The organism is Brevundimonas sp. AC546, from assembly GCF_979258305.1.
In genome coordinates this window covers 1,454,795-1,469,797 of record NZ_OZ409849.1, presented here as the reverse complement: position 1 = coordinate 1,469,797, position 15,003 = coordinate 1,454,795, and the positions used below count along the sequence as shown (strand labels likewise).

Here is a 15,003-nt window from a genome sequence, read left to right as displayed (position 1 = left end):
GTCAAGCCGTTGCATCTCGGATGTTGGAACAAAAACCGTCAGAAAACGCCGTAATGTAACAACATAATGCTCACTTTCAGGCCTGACTGCGGCATTCCGCGCGTATTTTGACCGCGATGTGAACGTTTGTGTGACTTTTTCAGTTGTGGTTGGTTCGCGTTGCGCCTAGGGCTGACACACAATCGATATATTACGTATATCGGTGATACATACCTGCGATATGCGGGGTGCGTTAAGTATCGTATCAATACAGCTTGTGAATGAGGCGTATGCGTAACCGTAAGAACCATCTCCTTGCGTCGACTATGGTCGGCGGAATTGTTACAGCATCGCTCGCGATGTTTGCTCCATCCATCGCTGCAGCCCAAGATGCTGCCGTTGCTCAGGCCGGTGAAGCGTCGACCGTCGATGAGATCGTCGTCATCGGATCGCGTATTCGTCGCGACAACTACAACGCACCGTCGCCGACCCAGGTCGTGACGCGTGAGGAGGCGACCCTTCAGGGCTTCGCCTCGACGACCGAGGCGCTGCAAAGCACGGCCGTCACCGGCGGCACGTCGCAGATCAACAACTCCTATGGCGGTTACGTCACGGACGGCGGTCCCGGCGCGAACACCATCGGCCTGCGCGGCATGTCGCCGAGCCGCACCCTGGTGCTGCTGAATGGTCGCCGGGTTTCGCCGGCTGGTTCGCGTGGTTCGGTCGGCGCGGCTGACCTGAACGTGCTGCCGACCGCGATGATCGATCGCGTCGAAATCCTGCGGGATGGCGCCTCTTCGGTCTACGGCTCCGATGCCGTCGCCGGCGTGGTCAACATCCAGACCCGCAAGAATATCGATGGCGTGACGATCGAAGGCCAGCGCAATGAGCCGCTGGAAGCCAATGGCGCCGGCGGTTCGACCCGTCTGTCGCTGACGGCCGGAACCAGCGGCGATCGCTGGCGCGCGGCCGGCTCGATCGAGCGCTACGAGCGTGACGAACTGACCCTGCGCGACCGTGAGTTCACGCGTTGCCAGACGGATGGTTTCCGCAACGGTCAGGACTTCATCGATCCGGTGACCGGCCTGTCGAAATGCTATCCGATCACCACGACCGGCTCGAACGGCGTGTCGATCAACACGGTCTCCCTGGGCGTCGAAGGCGCACCGACGGCCAGCGGCGCGCGCACCTTCGTCGGCACGGCCGGCATTGGCGCGCCGGGATCGGTCGGAACCGTCTTCAACCGCTTTCGTCCGAACGCGGGCGTCGGCGGCGGCGTGCCCGGCTTTGAAGGCGTCGGCGGCGGCGCCAACGACCTGAACGTCCGTGACACCTTCGAAGACCGCATGCTGAACGAGTCGCTGATCTCGCCCGTCGAGATCACGACCCTGTATGGCGAGGCCGGCTATCAGTTGCAGGCTCTCGGGGATGCTGAAATCTACGGCGAGGCGCTGTTCAATCGCCGCAAGTCTTCGCAGACGGGCTATCGCCAGCTGTCTCTCGACTACGCCAAGGGCAGCCCGCTGATCCCGGACAGCCTGGATTTCAGCACGGTCATGGCCGACCAGGGCCTGAACAAGGGGCAGGACGTCGGCGTTCGCGCCTTCATCGGCTTCGGTAACGACTACTCCGAGCAAGAGGTCGATTTCGGCCGCTACGTCGCCGGCATCAAGGGCAACTTCTTCATTCCGGAATGGCGCTATGACGCGTCGGTCAGCTACTCGCGGTCCAAGTCGACCTACACGAGCCAGCAGTTCCTTACGGACCGTCTGATCGAAACCCTGGACGTCGTCGAAACTGCTCCAGGTCAGTTCCAATGCGCTCAACTCGGCGCCAACCCCGGCTGCGTCGCTGCGCCCGCATTGAACGCCCAGACCATCGGCGGCGTCCTACCGCAGAACTGGGTCGATTACGTCTTCCGCCCGGTGACCGGCACGACCGAGTTCACCGAGAAGGTCGTCAGCTTCGGCATCGACGGTCCTCTGTTCAGCCTGCCGGCTGGCCGCGTCATGGGCTTCTTCGGCGCCGAATGGCGTGAATCGGAAATCGACGACACTCCGGGTCTCGATAGCCAACTGGGCAACACCTACAACTTCTCGACCTCGGCCATCACGCGCGGCTCGGACTCGGTGAAGGAAGTCTTCGGCGAGATCGAAGCACCGATCCTGGCGGACATGCCCTTCGCCAAGGAACTGACGCTGAACGGTTCGTTCCGCTACACCGACTATGACTCCTACGGCGACGACACGACCTACAAGATCGGTCTGGTCTATCGCCCGATCGACTGGGTCACGGTTCGCGGCACCTACGGCACCTCGTACCGCGCACCGGCGCTGTTCGAACAGTTCGTGGGCGCAACGACGGGCTTCCAGTCGAACACGCTGGACCGCTGCAACAACTACGGCGCGCCGAACGTGAACCCGAACCGGGTCGCCAACTGCACCGCCGAAGGCCTGCCGGGCGATTTCCAGTCGGTCAGCAGCGTTCGCGTCGTCACCTCGGGCGGCGCAGACGCCGGCCTGTCCGCTGAAACCTCGACCAACATGACCGTCGGTCTGGTGCTTCAGCCGCCGTTGCCGTCCAACTGGGGCGATCTGTCCTTCGCCGTCGATTACTACGAAATCGAAGTCGAAAACGGCGTGTCGCGGACGGGTGCGAGCGAAATCCTGACCCGCTGCTACGACTCCAACCCGTCCGAGTTCTCGGCCGACAACGGCTTCTGCCGTCTGGTCACGCGTAGCGCCGTCGACAACAGCCTGACGGTGCAGGACAGCTACATCAACCTGGCCACCGACAATGTGAAGGGCCTCGACTACACCGTGCGCTATCGCAAGGACGTCGGCCCCGGCACGGCGTTGTTCAACCTGGCTGTGACGCAGTACACGGAAATCTCGAGCAAGCTGTTCGCCGAAGATCCGCTGGAAGATTTCACCGGCATGGTCAACAACCCGGAGTTCACCGGGACGGCTGACGTGTCCTACGCGTGGGACAAGTGGCGCGTGCGTTACGGCGTCGAATGGATCCAGGGCACGGACAGCTACGACTACTATGGCGAGGATCCGGCGACTTCGGACTACGACCTGGAAGTCGGCGACTACTGGCTGCACAATGCATCGGTTCAATATTCGGCCAATGGCTGGACGGCGACCGCTGGCGTGCGCAACCTGTTCAACGAAGATCCGCCGGTTATCTCGTCGGGCGTCTACAACCGGGTCGGCAACGCCCCGCTGTACTCGGGCTACGACTACCTGGGCCGCACGGCCTTCGTGAACCTGACCAAGTCGTTCTAAGCGCGACTTCAGGACGACTGATCAGGGCGGCGGACTTCGGTCCGCCGCCCTTTTTTTTGGCCCCCGCAGAACACCGTCGCTTGACTCGCTCGCACAGTATGTCCCATACACTGTGTATCACACACTATGTGACGCACGGAGATAGCGCGTGAGCCAGAACGAGGAGGCGCTTCTGTTCGAGAGTTTGCGGCTGGAGCTGCGGCGGGGGTCGTTGATCCTGGCCGTGCTGGCGAGCTTGCGGCGCGAACAATACGGCTATTCGCTACGGGTGGCCCTGGGCGAGGTCGGGGTCGAGATGGAAGAGAGCACCCTCTACCCGCTGCTGCGCCGGCTGGAGAGCCAGGGCCTGCTCGACAGCGAGTGGCGCGAGGAGGAGCGGCGCAAGAAGCGGTTCTATCGCCTGTCGCCGCGCGGCGAGGCGATGCTGGCGCGGCTGGCGATCGAATGGCGCGGCCTGTCGGCCTCGCTGGAAAAGATGCTGTGAACACCGGGAAAGAGGGAGAGACCGGCATGGACCTGGTCGAACGTTATCTGAAGAGCTTGGCGGCCCAACTGCCCAAGGCTGATCGCGACGACATCGTCGCCGAACTGCGTGACGAAATCATGGGGCGGATCGATGCGCTGGAGGCGCGTCTGGGGCGTGCCCCCAGCGACGACGAAGTCGAGGCCCTGCTGCGCGAGGTGGGCCATCCACTGACCGTGGCGGCGCGCTATCGTTCGGGGGCGCAGGCGCTGATGGGACCGGAGCTCTATCCCTGGTGGATGTTCGGGGTGAAGGTCGGCCTGACGGTCATGGCCTGCGTGACCCTGGCCGGGTTGGCGGTGCGCGTGCTGATTGGCGACGTCTATGTCGGTCAGGCGATCGGGCAGGGGATATCCAGCCTGTTCAATGGGACGGTGACCATCGTCGGCCTGTTGACCGTCGCCGGCTTCGTGCTGGAACGGCAGGAGAAGAAGCCGGACTTCATCTCCAAATGGCGGGTCAAGGATTTGAGCGTGTTCGATCTGGGCGGCGATTTCGACGCCGACCAGTGGGGGCAACGGCTGGCGCGCGGCGACTGGTCCTCGACCCAAGGCAAGCCAAAGGCCAAGCCCGGTCAGGAGGTGCGCAAGAGCGCCGAGATGTCGCCGGTCGCCCGCGCGGTGGCCAGCGCCATCGGCTGGGCCGTGGTGCTGCTGTGGTGGACGGGCCTGCTGCAGGTCGCGCCGACCCGGCCTGAATATCTGGCGGGCGTCGTCGACGGCGTCGATTACGGGCAAATCCTGAGCGAGATGGTGCGCGCAGCCTATTGGCCGGTCGCCTTGTTCGCAGCATGCCGGGTCGGGTTCGACCTGATGCGGGCGGCGTCGGGCGGGAATGTGCGTCTGACGGCGCTGGGCGATCTGGCGTTCGGGATCGCGGCCGCGGGGGGTGTGCTGTGGGTCTGGTTCTGGTCGGCGCTGTCGCCGCTGATCTGGGTCGGCAGCGTCACCGACTTCGTGGACCGAGTGCGGGTGCTAATCGGCCGCTCCGGCGAGGATGTGGGCGGGGTGGCGACGATCCTGATGGTCGTCGTGGTCTGGGCCTTCGCCGCCGAGGTGGTGCGGGTGGTTCGGGCGGCGGCGCGGCTGGTCGTCGGGCGGTGAGGCGGCAACCCTCTTGACGGCGTGTAACCTATAGGTGATATGTCACCCCAAGGTTACTTCAGGAGAGTGTCATGGACAATGAGGAACGCGTCGCCGCGCTGCGGGGGAAGTCGGGTCGCGGCCGATACTGGTGGGGCGGGATCGCCATGATCGTCGTCGGCGTCGCAGCCTTGGTTGGGGGATCGGGCTTCGCCCTTCTCGTCGGTACCGACGGCGATCAGGCGACGACGGCCGGCGTAGCAGCGGGCTTCGGCTTCGGCCTTGTGATAGTCGGGGCGCTCATGGCCTGGTGCGGCCGGCCCGGCCAGCCGATCGACGTGGCGGGGAGCGGAGAGGGAGTGCGTCGCGAAAAACTCCAGCAGGCGCGCACCCGGCAGTTGGTCCTCTATCCTCTGGTGCTACTGCTCTTCATGGCTCAGGCCCATATGGCCATGCATCGGGTCTTGGGCGGAGACCACAACCTCGGCGCCTTTGTGCAGATTTTGCTGCCGGTCCTGTACGGCTGGTTGATCCCGGTGCTGGTCATGGGCTGGGACTGGCATGCGCAGAAGAACCGTCGCCTCCTGGAAGACGAGCTGACCCAGGTGATGCGGGCGCGGTCGATGATCCTGGCCTTCGTGGTGCTGATGAGCGGCGTCACGGTCGCCTTGGGGTTGGGCCTGTGGCGCGCGGACTATGGGGTGATGGCTCTACCCTATGTGCTGGCCCTGGGCGGCGCGTCGGCGGGCCTGCGGTTCGCCTGGCTGGACCGGGAGGCCGGCCGCGATGGGTGATCCGCGACTGGGGTCACGGCTCAAGGAACTGCGTACCGCCGCGGGCCTGACCCAGCAGGGCCTGGCCGACAAGGCCAGCGTCTCGCGCAAGACCATCAATACGGTCGAGAACGGCGTCTTCGTGCCCTCCACCGTCCTGGCGCTGGAACTGGCGCGGGCGCTGGAGACGACGGTGGAGGGACTGTTCTTCCTCAAGGACTGATGTGATCCATGTCCGAAAACCGCGAGACATCGCGGGCCAGCGGGGGCATCCTGTCCTCATGGAACAGCCCCTGGATCAGGACGCCTGCTGGCGCGCCATCGTGGCGCGGGACGCCCGTTTCGACGGGCGTTTCTTCACAGGCGTGACCTCCACCGGGATCTATTGCCGCCCGGTCTGTCCGGCGCGAACGCCGAAGCGGGAGAATGTCGTCTTTCATCCGACGGCGGCTGCGGCCGAGGAGGCGGGGCTTCGGGCCTGCCTGCGCTGCCGACCGGAGACCGCGCCGGAAATGGGCGCCTGGCGCGGCACGTCGAACACGGTCAGCCGCGCGCTGGCCCTGATCGAGGCGGGGGCGCTGGACACGGGCAATGCGGAGGCTTTGGCCACACGGCTGGGCATGGGCGAGCGGCAACTGCGCCGCCTGTTCCGCCAGCACCTGGGCGCCGCGCCGGTCAGCGTGGCCCAGACGCGGCGCGTGCTGCTGGCCAAACAGCTGATCCACGAAAGCGACCTGTCGATGGCCGAGGTGGCGATGGCCTCCGGCTTCGGCAGCGTGCGGAGGTTCAACGAGACCTTCCAGGCCCTGTATGGACGGCCGCCGTCCGACCTGCGGCGCCGCAGGATCGAGAGCGAACCGGGCGGGGTGGTCAAGATCGGCCTGTCCTATCGCCCGCCGTATGACTGGACCGCCATGATGACGACGTTGGCGATGCGCGGCGTCGCGGACGAGGCGGTAGGCGACGGCGTCTGGACCCGGCGGCTGCGCGCCGCCTTGGACGGCACAGACGGATTGGTGACGGTGCGCCCTGCCGCCACCGGAAAGGCGGCGGTTGAGACGCGGATCGCTGAGCTCAAGGCCTTGCCCGGCGTGCTGGCGCGGGTGCGGCGCGTGTTCGATCTCGCCGCCGATCCCGAGGCGATCACGCGCGACCTGTCGGCAGATCCCGTCCTGCGGGCGGCGCTTGAGGCGCGGCCGGGGCTGCGGCCTCCGGGCGACTGGATCGACGCGGGCGAAGATGCGCCCAGCGACCGTCTGGCGACGACGGACATGGGATTGCTGGCGCGCGCGGAGCGGTGGCGGCCGTGGCGCGCCTATGGCGCCCTGTACTGGAATCTGATCGAGGAGCGGCGAGATGAAGAAGCAGCCTGAAATGCATTTGACCCTGGACCGTATCGCGTCGCCCCTGGGCGAGGTGCTGGTCGTCACCGACGCGGACGGTGCGGTGCGGGCGCTGGATTTCCACGACTACGAGGCGCGGCTTCGTTTGCTGCTACGCAGGCACTACGGCGAGGTCGTGCTGACCGAAGGCCGTGCGCCGCAGCCGGTGCGCCAGGCGGTCGAGGCCTGGTTCGGCGGCGACCTGACCGCCTTCGACGCGATCGCGGTCCGCACCGGCGGCACCGAATTTCAGCGTGCGGTCTGGAAGGCCTTGCGCGACATCCCCGCCGGCGAGACGCGTAGCTATGCCCAACTCGCCACCGCAATGGGCGCGCCCAAGGCGGTGCGGGCCGTTGGCCTGGCCAACGGCGCCAACCCCGTCGGCGTCATCGTGCCCTGCCACCGCGTGATAGGAGCGAACGGGACGCTGACCGGCTATGCGGGCGGGCTGGAACGCAAGCGCTGGCTGCTGGCGCACGAGGCCGGCGGCCGACTGCTTTAGTTGGTCGGCGGTGGAGGCGTAGGCGAGAGGGGAGAGATCACCTGGGGCGCGGTGGGCGGGGCCCCGGCCTTCAGTTGTGCGATATAGTCCAGTTCGCGCTTGGCGTTTGCGTCCTCTGGATCGATCTCGAGCGCGGCGTCATAGGCGGCCTTGGCCTCTTCCAGACGGCCCAGTTCGATCAGGCTGAAGCCGCGCCGGCGATGGAACGGGCCGCGATGCAGAACCATCAGCATGTCGTCGTCCGTCAGGGCCGCGTCAGCCAGGACCAGAGCGTCGTTCCAACGCGCCAGCCCCTGCAGTGCGGCGGCCTTTTCAACGAGCAACAGCCAGTTCTTCGGCTGCACTTTCAGCGCGCGATCCAGATAGGCGATGCCCTCGTCATAGCGCCGCCCCTCGACCGCTTCCGAGGCGAGCATCAGGGCGATGTCGCCATAGACGTTCGGCAGGGCCGTCGCGCCCTTGGCGTTGCCGCCGTCCTTGGCGGCGGCTGCGGACAGACCGATCATCATCAACAGCACGTCGCCCGGATCGGTGACCCTGACCACATGCTGACCGGACTGTTCGACCAACTGGCCATAGTCCGCGGGCATCCGGTCCAGCGCCTGGCGAAGCGCCGGAAGGCGGCGGGCGAGGGCGGGATAGCCCCGGCGTTGAAACTCGGCGTTGGCCTGAACGAACAGGTCGTGGTCCCGGCGTTCCTGACGCGACATTTGTGGTGCTTCGGCGGCGGCCGGCGCAAGGGCGAGCGCGGGAGCCGTCGTCATGGCGGCCGTCGATAGCGCCAGCGCCGCAGCCAGAATCCTCAGCATCATTGTCCGCTCTCCCCTTCTGCACTCGACCATAGACGCAACCTGAGGGAATTGGCGAGGCTTGGTCTGGCGCCGGTTACTCTAGCGCCGCGTGAACCGTTCGGGGGGCAGGGCGGCGTGGGTGAAGCGAGCCTGACGCACCGCGCCCTTGAAATAGTTCAGGCGGTTGATGCGACAACCGACCGAGGCGCGGCCTGGTCCCTGCGGCTTGAACGGCACGGCATGTTCGCCCTGCAGCACGCCATCGACATAGGCCCGGTACATGACGCCATCGAAGGTCTGGGCTACGTGGTGCCACTGGCCGCAAGGGTGGAGGCGCTCGGGGAAGATCAGGGTGTGGTTGTAGCCGGGCCCGCGCGTGAAGGCGTCCAGGTACCAGCGGTCTTGCACCACGCGTATCTCGAACAGGAAGCGCGTCTGGGACGGCGGCTGGCCGGCGGGCGCCTCTTCGGCGAGATGGAACCAACGCTGCTCGAAAGCGCCGCCGTCGGGGCGGAACAGGGCCTCGAACGTGAAGGTCTCGGCGCCGGCCAACGGGTGGTCCTTGATGAACAGGGCGTCGTCCACGCCGTCGAACAGCACCGCCTGGCCATAGGGACTGTCGATCAGGGTCGGGTCTCCCTCGACGCTGGTCTCGACACCGCCGATATCGGCCAGCCGATCAAAGGTCCACACCGTCTGGCGCGGCGCGGCGGCCCCCATCGTCACACAGCCAGGCAGCAGCGCGCCCGTCACGCCCGCCGCGCCCAAGGCCAACATGCGGCGGCGATCCAGAGGGGGAGTGTCGGTCATCGGCGATCTTTCGGCGGTTTTGTCGCGCGACACTATGGGAATGGTCGTCGGAGGCAACGGCCTGTGCGCCGGTTCGTTATCTACAGCCTTAAGAACTGGAGTATCGACGATGAAACTTTCCAATGGCGCACTGGTGGCGGTGGTCGACGGCGAAAAGCTGGCCCTGTTCAAGAACACGAACGCCTCGGACATCAAGCTGACTCCGCTGGAAAATCCTCCCATCGCGGATCGCCTCTCCGGCTCGGCCGGTCGTCGCTCGAACGAAGCCAATCCCGACAATGACACCCAGGCCGAGGACGGTTTCGCCATGGGCGTCGCCGAGGTGCTGAACAAATGGTCGGTCACCAACAAGATCGACGAACTGCTGGTGATCGCGGCGCCCAAGACGCTCGGTGAGCTGCGCAAGCACTGGCACAAGGATCTTCAGGGCAAGCTGGTCGGCGAGATCGCCAAAGACCTGACAGGCCACAACAGCGACCAGATCGCCGCAGCGATCGACAAGGCCTGAATGATCAAAGGGGGCGCCGCAAGCGCCCCCTTTTTGCCGTCAATCCTTGATCTCAGCGGTGCAGGGGCGGTCGTCGGGGCCGGCGGCGCCGTCGCAGCGGCGGGCGGCGGGCAGGATGGTTTCGCTCTCGACCAGACGGTTGCGGCCGTCGCCGCCGCGCACCAGGGCGAAGGCGTCATAGAGGCCGCCCTCGGCGGTGAAGGCCTTGAAGTCGATGCGCTCGTCGGCGACGTCGATCACCTGATAAAGCTCGGTGTTCTCAGCGGCGCGCAAAGGCTGAGTATCGGCGCGGTCGTTGAGACCGTACATCTTCGAACCCACAACCGAGACCAGATAGACGGGGCCGACCGGCTGGCCTGCGTCCGACGCCGTGCGCGAAGCGGCGGCGCCGGCCTCGTTGGAGACGCGGGCATAGCAGTGGTCGTGGCCCTGCAGGACCAGATCGACCTTGTGACGTTCGAAGATCGGCTTCCATACGGTCTTTAGCGGCTCGGTGTCGTTGGGGCGAGCGCAGGTGAAGATCGGTTGGTGCATCAGGACGATGTTCCAGCGGGCGGTGCTTTCCGACAGGACGCGATCCAGCCAGGCCGTCTGGCTGTCCAGCGTGCCCAGGTCGATGGCCGAGGTGCCGTCCAGCACCACGAATCGCGCGCCCTGATAATCGAAGACGTAAGACGTCGCCTCGGCGCCCGGCGCGCCATTGGCAGGCAGGGCGTGGTGGGGCTTCCAGCCTGGACCCAGTTCGCGGGTCTCGGAGCCATCGGCGGCGACGGCGTCGCGGTATTCATGGTTTCCAGCGGCGACCGCCTGGGGGATCATGGCGAAGGCGTATCCGCCGGCGGCGGTCCACTCGCCATATTCGTCATCGACGACCTTGGTCTCGCGCTGGGCGATCTGGTCGCCGGCGTGGACGGCCAAATCCACGGGGCCGGATGAGAGGAAGGCCTGGCGGATGACGCGCGACCCGACCTCAAGGATGTCGTTCTGCGTGTCGCCGAAATAGAGAAAGCGGAACGGGGCGGGTTCGGCCTCGGCGGTGGTGAACGGCAGCCACTCGGACCAGCCGTCGGCGGCCTTGACCCGATAGACATAGCGGGCGCCCGGCATCAGGTCGGTGAAGCGGACATGGTGGTGATGAGCCGGACCGTTCTCGGCCGTGGAGGCGATCGTTTCCCCCGTGACGGTGCGGGCCGCGTGACCCAGCAGGGGGCCGGCGATGTCCAGGGCGATCTGGGCCTCGGCCGTGGTCTGGGCGGTCGAGGTACGCCAGGCGACGCCCATCTGTCGCGCGGCGTCGGCGCCGGGCGACAAAACGATCCGGTCGGCCCAACCCTTGGCGGCATAGCGGCCGTTCGGCGCGTGGGCGGGCGGCGGCAGGGGATCGGGATCGGCGGAAGCGACCACCTGGGCCTGGACGGCGCCGGCGGCCAGCAGAGCGCACAGCGCCGAGGTCAGAAGCAATCGCATGGTGTTCCCCCGTGATCAGTCGGGGCGGGGCTAACCAGACCCCATGACGCTCGAACGACGGGGATGCGACGGTTTCGTCATGATCGCTTCGTTCGCGCGCGACCAAGCGTCGCTGGTCAGCTTCCGTCCAGGAAAAGCCGGCACGCGGGATTGGCGGTCTCGTCGACGTAGGGATAGCCCAGGTCGGCGAGGGCGGCGGTCAGTTGGGCCTGTTCCTGCGGCGGCACGCTGATGCCCGCCAGCACCCTGCCCACGTCGTCGCCATGGTTGCGATAGTGGAACAGGGTCAGGGCCCAGGCGGGCTGCAGGCTGTTGAGGAAACGCAGGAAGGCGCCGGGCCGTTCGGGGAACTGGAAGCGCAGGATGCGTTCGTGCGGCAGGCCGACGGTGCGGCCTCCGACCATGTAGCGGACGTGCAGTTTGGCCGTCTCGTTGTCGCTCATGTCCTCGACGGCGTAGCCGCCAGATCGCAGCGCGGCGATCAGGTCGTCACGCTCATGCGGGCCATTTCTCAGCGCGACCCCGACGAAGATCTGGGCGTCGCCGTCGCCGGACCAGCGATAGTTGAACTCGGTCACCGACCGGCCGTCCAGCGTGTCCAGGAAGCGGCGATAGTCGTCGCGGTCGTCCTTCATCGCCACGGCCAGCAGGGCCTCGGCGCCCTCGCCGATCTCGGCGCGTTCGGCGACGTGACGCAGCCGGTCGAAGTTCAGATTGGCGCCCGAGTTGATGGCGATCAGGCTGCCGTTTCCGGGATGGGTGGCGGCCCACGCCTTCAATCCCGCGAGCGCGACAGCGCCCGACGGCTCCGCGATGGCGCGGCTGTCGTCGAAGATGTCCTTGATGGCGGCGCAGATGGCGTCGGTGTCCACCAGCACGATCTCGTCCAGCAGGTCCTTGCACAGGCGGAAGGTTTCGGTCCCCGCACGACGCACAGCCACGCCGTCGGCGAACAGGCCGACCTCGTTCAGGGTCACGACCTCGCCCGCGTCGATGGCGGACTTCATGGTCGGGGCGTCCACCGGCTCGACGCCGATGACACGGGTCTCGGGACGCAGGAATTTGACGATGGCGGCGACGCCGGCGGCCAGGCCGCCGCCGCCGATGGGTACGAAGATCGCTTCGATGGGATCGGCGTGCTGACGCGCGATCTCAAGCCCCACGGTGCCCTGGCCGGCGATGACGTCGGGATCGTCGAACGGGTGGATGAAGGCCGCGCCGGTCTGGCTTTCCAGATGGCGGGCGTGGGCATAGGCCTCGTCGAAGCTTTCGCCGTGCAGCACCACCTCCCCGCCCAGTGCGCGGACGGCGGCGACCTTGATGCCCGGGGTGGTGGTCGGCATGACGATGGTCGCAGGCGTGTTGCGGCGGGCGGCGGCTAAGGCCACGCCTTGCGCATGATTGCCGGCCGAGGCGCAGATGACGCCCTTGGACAGCTCGTCCTCCGACAGGGCGGCGATCTTGTTGTAGGCGCCGCGAATCTTGAACGAAAAGACCGGCTGCAGGTCCTCGCGCTTCAGCAGGACGGGCCGGTCGAGCCGCGCCGACAGGCGACGCAGCGGATCGAGAGGCGTTTCCTCCGCCACGTCATAGACGCGGGCGGTAAGAATGCGGCGGATGGTGTCCTGCACGTTTGTATCATCTTTTCAGCCTAAGAAAGATCGAATGTGTCGATACGAGCGCAAGAAGGCGAGGTCGAGCACAAATGATGCGGATGGCGCTGAGGGCATAGGAGATCAATCTGCCCGCAATATTTCTGCCTTGTCGGATGTAACCCTAAGGTTATATGTAACCCTTAGGTGTCAGGGAAAATGGAGACTGTTGGATGGGGCGGGCGACAGCTGAATAGATGAAATCTCGAGCACGAGCGCGATTGAGCCGCCAGAGGCTGGAATGGGGGCTGCTGGCCTGTTTGGTATTGGCGGCGGTCATCCTGATGGTGGTGGCGGCGCACGCGCCGGAGGCGGCGCTGCTGTCGATGGCGGCCGTCTTCTTCGCTTTGGTGGTGCTGGGGCTGGCGGTCGTCATGGCGTTCGACCTCTGGGGCAAGCGCCAGGCCGATCTGGAAGTCTTGGCGGGAGGACCGGACAGGGATCAGGTCCAGAGCAGCGAGGCCTTCGGCCTCGTCTTCCTGGCGGCGCTGGGGTTGCTCTACATGGTGATCGGCGTCGAGGCGGGGTGGCGGATCGCGTCGGGAACGGGAGATCTGGACGACTGGTGGAGCGCGATATTTTCGCTGGCGATGCCTGGGTTGGTGGTGAGCACCGTCCTGAGCGACAAGATTCGGACGCAGCAAGCGGGCGCCCTGCCAAAGCCGGCGGATGAACTTGTGATCCACTTCAGGCGAAACGCACTTATCTGGTCGTTTCGAACTACACTGGTCGCGGCGGCGGCCGTCTATGTCGCCGGTCTTTACGACGGCCGTCTGGCCGTGGTCGGCGCGCCAGTCATGTTCGAGGCAGCGGCCCTGACTGCCGCTCTTCGGTACTGGTGGCTGGATCGCGTAGCTTCAAATGGCTGAGCCCAGGCTGGTCGTGCGGCTGAAGGAGGTACGCACGGCCGCCGGCCTGACGCAGCAGGAACTGGCGGATCGCGCCCGAGTGTCGCGTAAGACCGTGAACACCATCGAGAACCGGATTTCACTCCATCGGTCGTGGTGGCCCTGACGTTGGCCAAGGCGTTGGGCGTGCCGCTGGACGCCCTGTTCGAGCTGGCCGACTAACAATCCCTCTTGCACCGCGTCCGCATCGGCCTACATTGTTCCTGCTTATGCTAACATTGAGCATAAGGGTATGGGAGATGATCATGGCTGACGGCGCCTTTGGTCTGACGAAGGAATTGGAGCGGGAAACCGCCGGCGTGTGGGCAAAGGTCAAGGACCACGTCACGCCGCTCGAGTGGCCCGAACAGGCGCGGCTGATCAGCGAGATCAACCGGCTGAAGCGCGAGCGCGACGCCGTCATCCTGGCGCACAACTATATGACGCCCGAGATCTTCCACGGGGTCGGCGACTATGTCGGCGACAGCCTGGGCCTGGCCAAGCAAGCATCGATTTCGACAGCCAAGGTGATCGTCCAGGCGGGCGTTCACTTCATGGCCGAGACGTCCAAAATCCTGAGCCCTGAGAAGACCGTGCTGATCCCCGACCTGCGGGCGGGATGCTCGCTGGCGTCGTCGATCACGGGGGCGGATGTGCGGCTGATCAAGCAGCGCTATCCGGGCCTGCCGGTCGTGACCTATGTGAACACCACGGCCGATGTGAAGGCCGAGACCGACATCTGCTGCACCAGCGCCAACGCCGTTCAGGTGGTCGAATGGGCGGCCAAGGAATGGGGCGTGGACCGGGTCATCCTGATCCCCGACGAATATCTGGCGCGCAATGTCGCGGCCCAGACGACGGTCGGGATTACCGCCTGGAAGGGCCGCTGCGAGGTGCATGAGCGGTTCACGGTGGATGACATCGCCGAGATGCGCGCCGCCTATCCGGGGGCCGAAATCCTGGCCCACCCGGAATGCCCCGAAGACGTGCTGGCGGCGGCGGACTTCGCCGGATCGACGGCGGCGATGACCGACTATGTCGAGACGCGCCGGCCCAAACAGGTGGTCCTGATCACCGAATGTTCGATGGCTTCGAACGTCGCCGGAGACGTGCCGGGGGTGCAGTTCATCGGCCCGTGCAACCTTTGTCCGCACATGAAGCGGATCACGCTTCAGAATATCCACGAGTGCCTGCTGCACATGCAGTTCGAGGTCACGGTGCCCGCCGATATGATCGAGCGCGGACGCCTGGCGGTGCAGCGGATGATCGACCTGCCGCCGCCCGCCGTTCCCGCGCGCTACGACCTGGTCAAGGCGCGCCACCACGTCGATGTGGAGCTGATCTGAGCGTGACGCGG

The 15,003-nt window shown here is 66.0% G+C and carries 15 protein-coding genes; 11 read left to right on the top strand and 4 right to left on the bottom strand.

Features of this window, described 5'->3' with window-relative positions; translation table 11 throughout:
- Positions 1–338: 338 nt before the first annotated feature.
- The 7 genes from ACZZZD_RS07285 to ACZZZD_RS07255 all read left to right on the top strand — a co-directional run bounded on the left by ACZZZD_RS07285 (position 339) and on the right by ACZZZD_RS07255 (position 7,531).
- Entirely contained in the window at positions 339–3,269 is a 2,931-nt protein-coding gene (locus ACZZZD_RS07285; RefSeq protein ID WP_463433902.1) for a TonB-dependent receptor domain-containing protein, read from the top strand.
- A gap of 148 nt (positions 3,270–3,417) precedes the next feature.
- Positions 3,418–3,753 carry a PadR family transcriptional regulator gene (locus ACZZZD_RS07280; RefSeq protein ID WP_463433901.1) on the top strand — a complete coding sequence of 112 codons (336 nt, stop codon included), beginning with the start codon at positions 3,418–3,420 and terminating at the stop codon, positions 3,751–3,753.
- Positions 3,754–3,779: 26 nt separating this feature from the next.
- Positions 3,780–4,895 carry an HAAS signaling domain-containing protein gene (locus ACZZZD_RS07275; protein ID WP_463433900.1) on the top strand — a complete coding sequence of 372 codons (1,116 nt, stop codon included), beginning with the start codon at positions 3,780–3,782 and terminating at the stop codon, positions 4,893–4,895.
- A 71-nt stretch (positions 4,896–4,966) separates the two neighbouring features.
- Positions 4,967–5,668, top strand: coding sequence for a hypothetical protein (locus ACZZZD_RS07270; RefSeq protein WP_463433899.1), 702 nt, complete (start codon positions 4,967–4,969; stop codon positions 5,666–5,668).
- Positions 5,661–5,870, top strand: a complete 210-nt coding sequence (locus ACZZZD_RS07265) for a helix-turn-helix transcriptional regulator (protein WP_463433898.1) — start codon at positions 5,661–5,663, stop codon at positions 5,868–5,870. Before ACZZZD_RS07270 ends, ACZZZD_RS07265 begins: the two co-directional genes overlap by 8 nt.
- 58 nt (positions 5,871–5,928) lie before the next feature.
- Complete coding sequence (locus ACZZZD_RS07260; protein WP_463433897.1) at positions 5,929–7,020, top strand: bifunctional transcriptional activator/DNA repair enzyme AdaA; 1,092 nt, start codon at positions 5,929–5,931, stop codon at positions 7,018–7,020.
- Positions 7,004–7,531 (top strand): methylated-DNA--[protein]-cysteine S-methyltransferase, encoded by a 528-nt coding sequence (locus ACZZZD_RS07255; protein WP_463433896.1) that lies wholly within the window; start codon positions 7,004–7,006, stop codon positions 7,529–7,531. Before ACZZZD_RS07260 ends, ACZZZD_RS07255 begins: the two co-directional genes overlap by 17 nt.
- Here the strand turns inward: ACZZZD_RS07255 and ACZZZD_RS07250 are convergent.
- Together ACZZZD_RS07250 and ACZZZD_RS07245 are read right to left on the bottom strand one after the other, a co-directional pair.
- Positions 7,528–8,343, bottom strand: coding sequence for a tetratricopeptide repeat protein (locus tag ACZZZD_RS07250; protein ID WP_463433895.1), 816 nt, complete (start codon positions 8,341–8,343; stop codon positions 7,528–7,530). The two genes, ACZZZD_RS07255 and ACZZZD_RS07250, sit on opposite strands and share 4 nt — an antisense overlap.
- 78 nt (positions 8,344–8,421) lie before the next feature.
- Complete coding sequence (locus ACZZZD_RS07245; protein WP_463433894.1) at positions 8,422–9,132, bottom strand: LamG-like jellyroll fold domain-containing protein; 711 nt, start codon at positions 9,130–9,132, stop codon at positions 8,422–8,424.
- Between the two features lie 109 nt (positions 9,133–9,241).
- Here ACZZZD_RS07245 and ACZZZD_RS07240 point away from each other — a divergent pair, with 109 nt between their 5' ends.
- Entirely contained in the window at positions 9,242–9,640 is a 399-nt protein-coding gene (locus ACZZZD_RS07240) for a host attachment family protein (RefSeq protein ID WP_463433893.1), read from the top strand.
- Between the two features lie 39 nt (positions 9,641–9,679).
- On the opposite strand, the gene ACZZZD_RS07235 is transcribed toward ACZZZD_RS07240, so the two are convergent.
- Complete coding sequence (locus ACZZZD_RS07235) at positions 9,680–11,107, bottom strand: purple acid phosphatase family protein (protein ID WP_463433892.1); 1,428 nt, start codon at positions 11,105–11,107, stop codon at positions 9,680–9,682.
- Positions 11,108–11,223: 116 nt separating this feature from the next.
- Positions 11,224–12,738, bottom strand: coding sequence for a threonine ammonia-lyase, biosynthetic (gene ilvA / locus ACZZZD_RS07230; RefSeq protein ID WP_463433891.1), 1,515 nt, complete (start codon positions 12,736–12,738; stop codon positions 11,224–11,226).
- A 242-nt stretch (positions 12,739–12,980) separates the two neighbouring features.
- Between ilvA and ACZZZD_RS07225 the strand changes: the two genes are divergently transcribed.
- The 3 genes from ACZZZD_RS07225 to nadA all read left to right on the top strand — a co-directional run bounded on the left by ACZZZD_RS07225 (position 12,981) and on the right by nadA (position 14,992).
- A complete protein-coding gene (locus ACZZZD_RS07225) occupies positions 12,981–13,628 on the top strand; it encodes a hypothetical protein (protein ID WP_463433890.1) in 648 nt (215 codons plus the stop codon).
- Positions 13,621–13,773: a helix-turn-helix transcriptional regulator gene (locus ACZZZD_RS07220; protein WP_463433889.1), complete on the top strand. Its 153-nt coding sequence runs from the start codon at positions 13,621–13,623 to the stop codon at positions 13,771–13,773. The genes ACZZZD_RS07225 and ACZZZD_RS07220 overlap by 8 nt, the downstream gene beginning before the upstream one ends.
- 103 nt (positions 13,774–13,876) lie before the next feature.
- A complete protein-coding gene (gene nadA, locus ACZZZD_RS07215; protein ID WP_463436097.1) occupies positions 13,877–14,992 on the top strand; it encodes a quinolinate synthase NadA in 1,116 nt (371 codons plus the stop codon).
- Positions 14,993–15,003: the final 11 nt, after the last annotated feature.

What these genes read in the sequence shown, in the direction of transcription:
- ACZZZD_RS07285 (WP_463433902.1), top strand. Translation starts at nt 339, where the DNA reads ATGTTTGCTCCATCCATCGCTGCAGCCCAAGATGCTGCCGTTGCTCAG.
- ACZZZD_RS07275 (WP_463433900.1), top strand. Translation starts at nt 3,780, where the DNA reads ATGGACCTGGTCGAACGTTATCTGAAGAGCTTGGCGGCCCAACTGCCC.
- ACZZZD_RS07270 (WP_463433899.1), top strand. Translation starts at nt 4,967, where the DNA reads ATGGACAATGAGGAACGCGTCGCCGCGCTGCGGGGGAAGTCGGGTCGC.
- ACZZZD_RS07265 (WP_463433898.1), top strand. Translation starts at nt 5,661, where the DNA reads ATGGGTGATCCGCGACTGGGGTCACGGCTCAAGGAACTGCGTACCGCC.
- ACZZZD_RS07260 (WP_463433897.1), top strand. Translation starts at nt 5,929, where the DNA reads ATGGAACAGCCCCTGGATCAGGACGCCTGCTGGCGCGCCATCGTGGCG.
- ACZZZD_RS07255 (WP_463433896.1), top strand. Translation starts at nt 7,004, where the DNA reads ATGAAGAAGCAGCCTGAAATGCATTTGACCCTGGACCGTATCGCGTCG.
- ACZZZD_RS07250 (WP_463433895.1), bottom strand. Translation starts at nt 8,343, where the DNA reads ATGATGCTGAGGATTCTGGCTGCGGCGCTGGCGCTATCGACGGCCGCC.
- ACZZZD_RS07245 (WP_463433894.1), bottom strand. Translation starts at nt 9,132, where the DNA reads ATGACCGACACTCCCCCTCTGGATCGCCGCCGCATGTTGGCCTTGGGC.
- ACZZZD_RS07240 (WP_463433893.1), top strand. Translation starts at nt 9,242, where the DNA reads ATGAAACTTTCCAATGGCGCACTGGTGGCGGTGGTCGACGGCGAAAAG.
- ACZZZD_RS07235 (WP_463433892.1), bottom strand. Translation starts at nt 11,107, where the DNA reads ATGCGATTGCTTCTGACCTCGGCGCTGTGCGCTCTGCTGGCCGCCGGC.
- ACZZZD_RS07220 (WP_463433889.1), top strand. Translation starts at nt 13,621, where the DNA reads ATGGCTGAGCCCAGGCTGGTCGTGCGGCTGAAGGAGGTACGCACGGCC.
- nadA (WP_463436097.1), top strand. Translation starts at nt 13,877, where the DNA reads ATGCTAACATTGAGCATAAGGGTATGGGAGATGATCATGGCTGACGGC.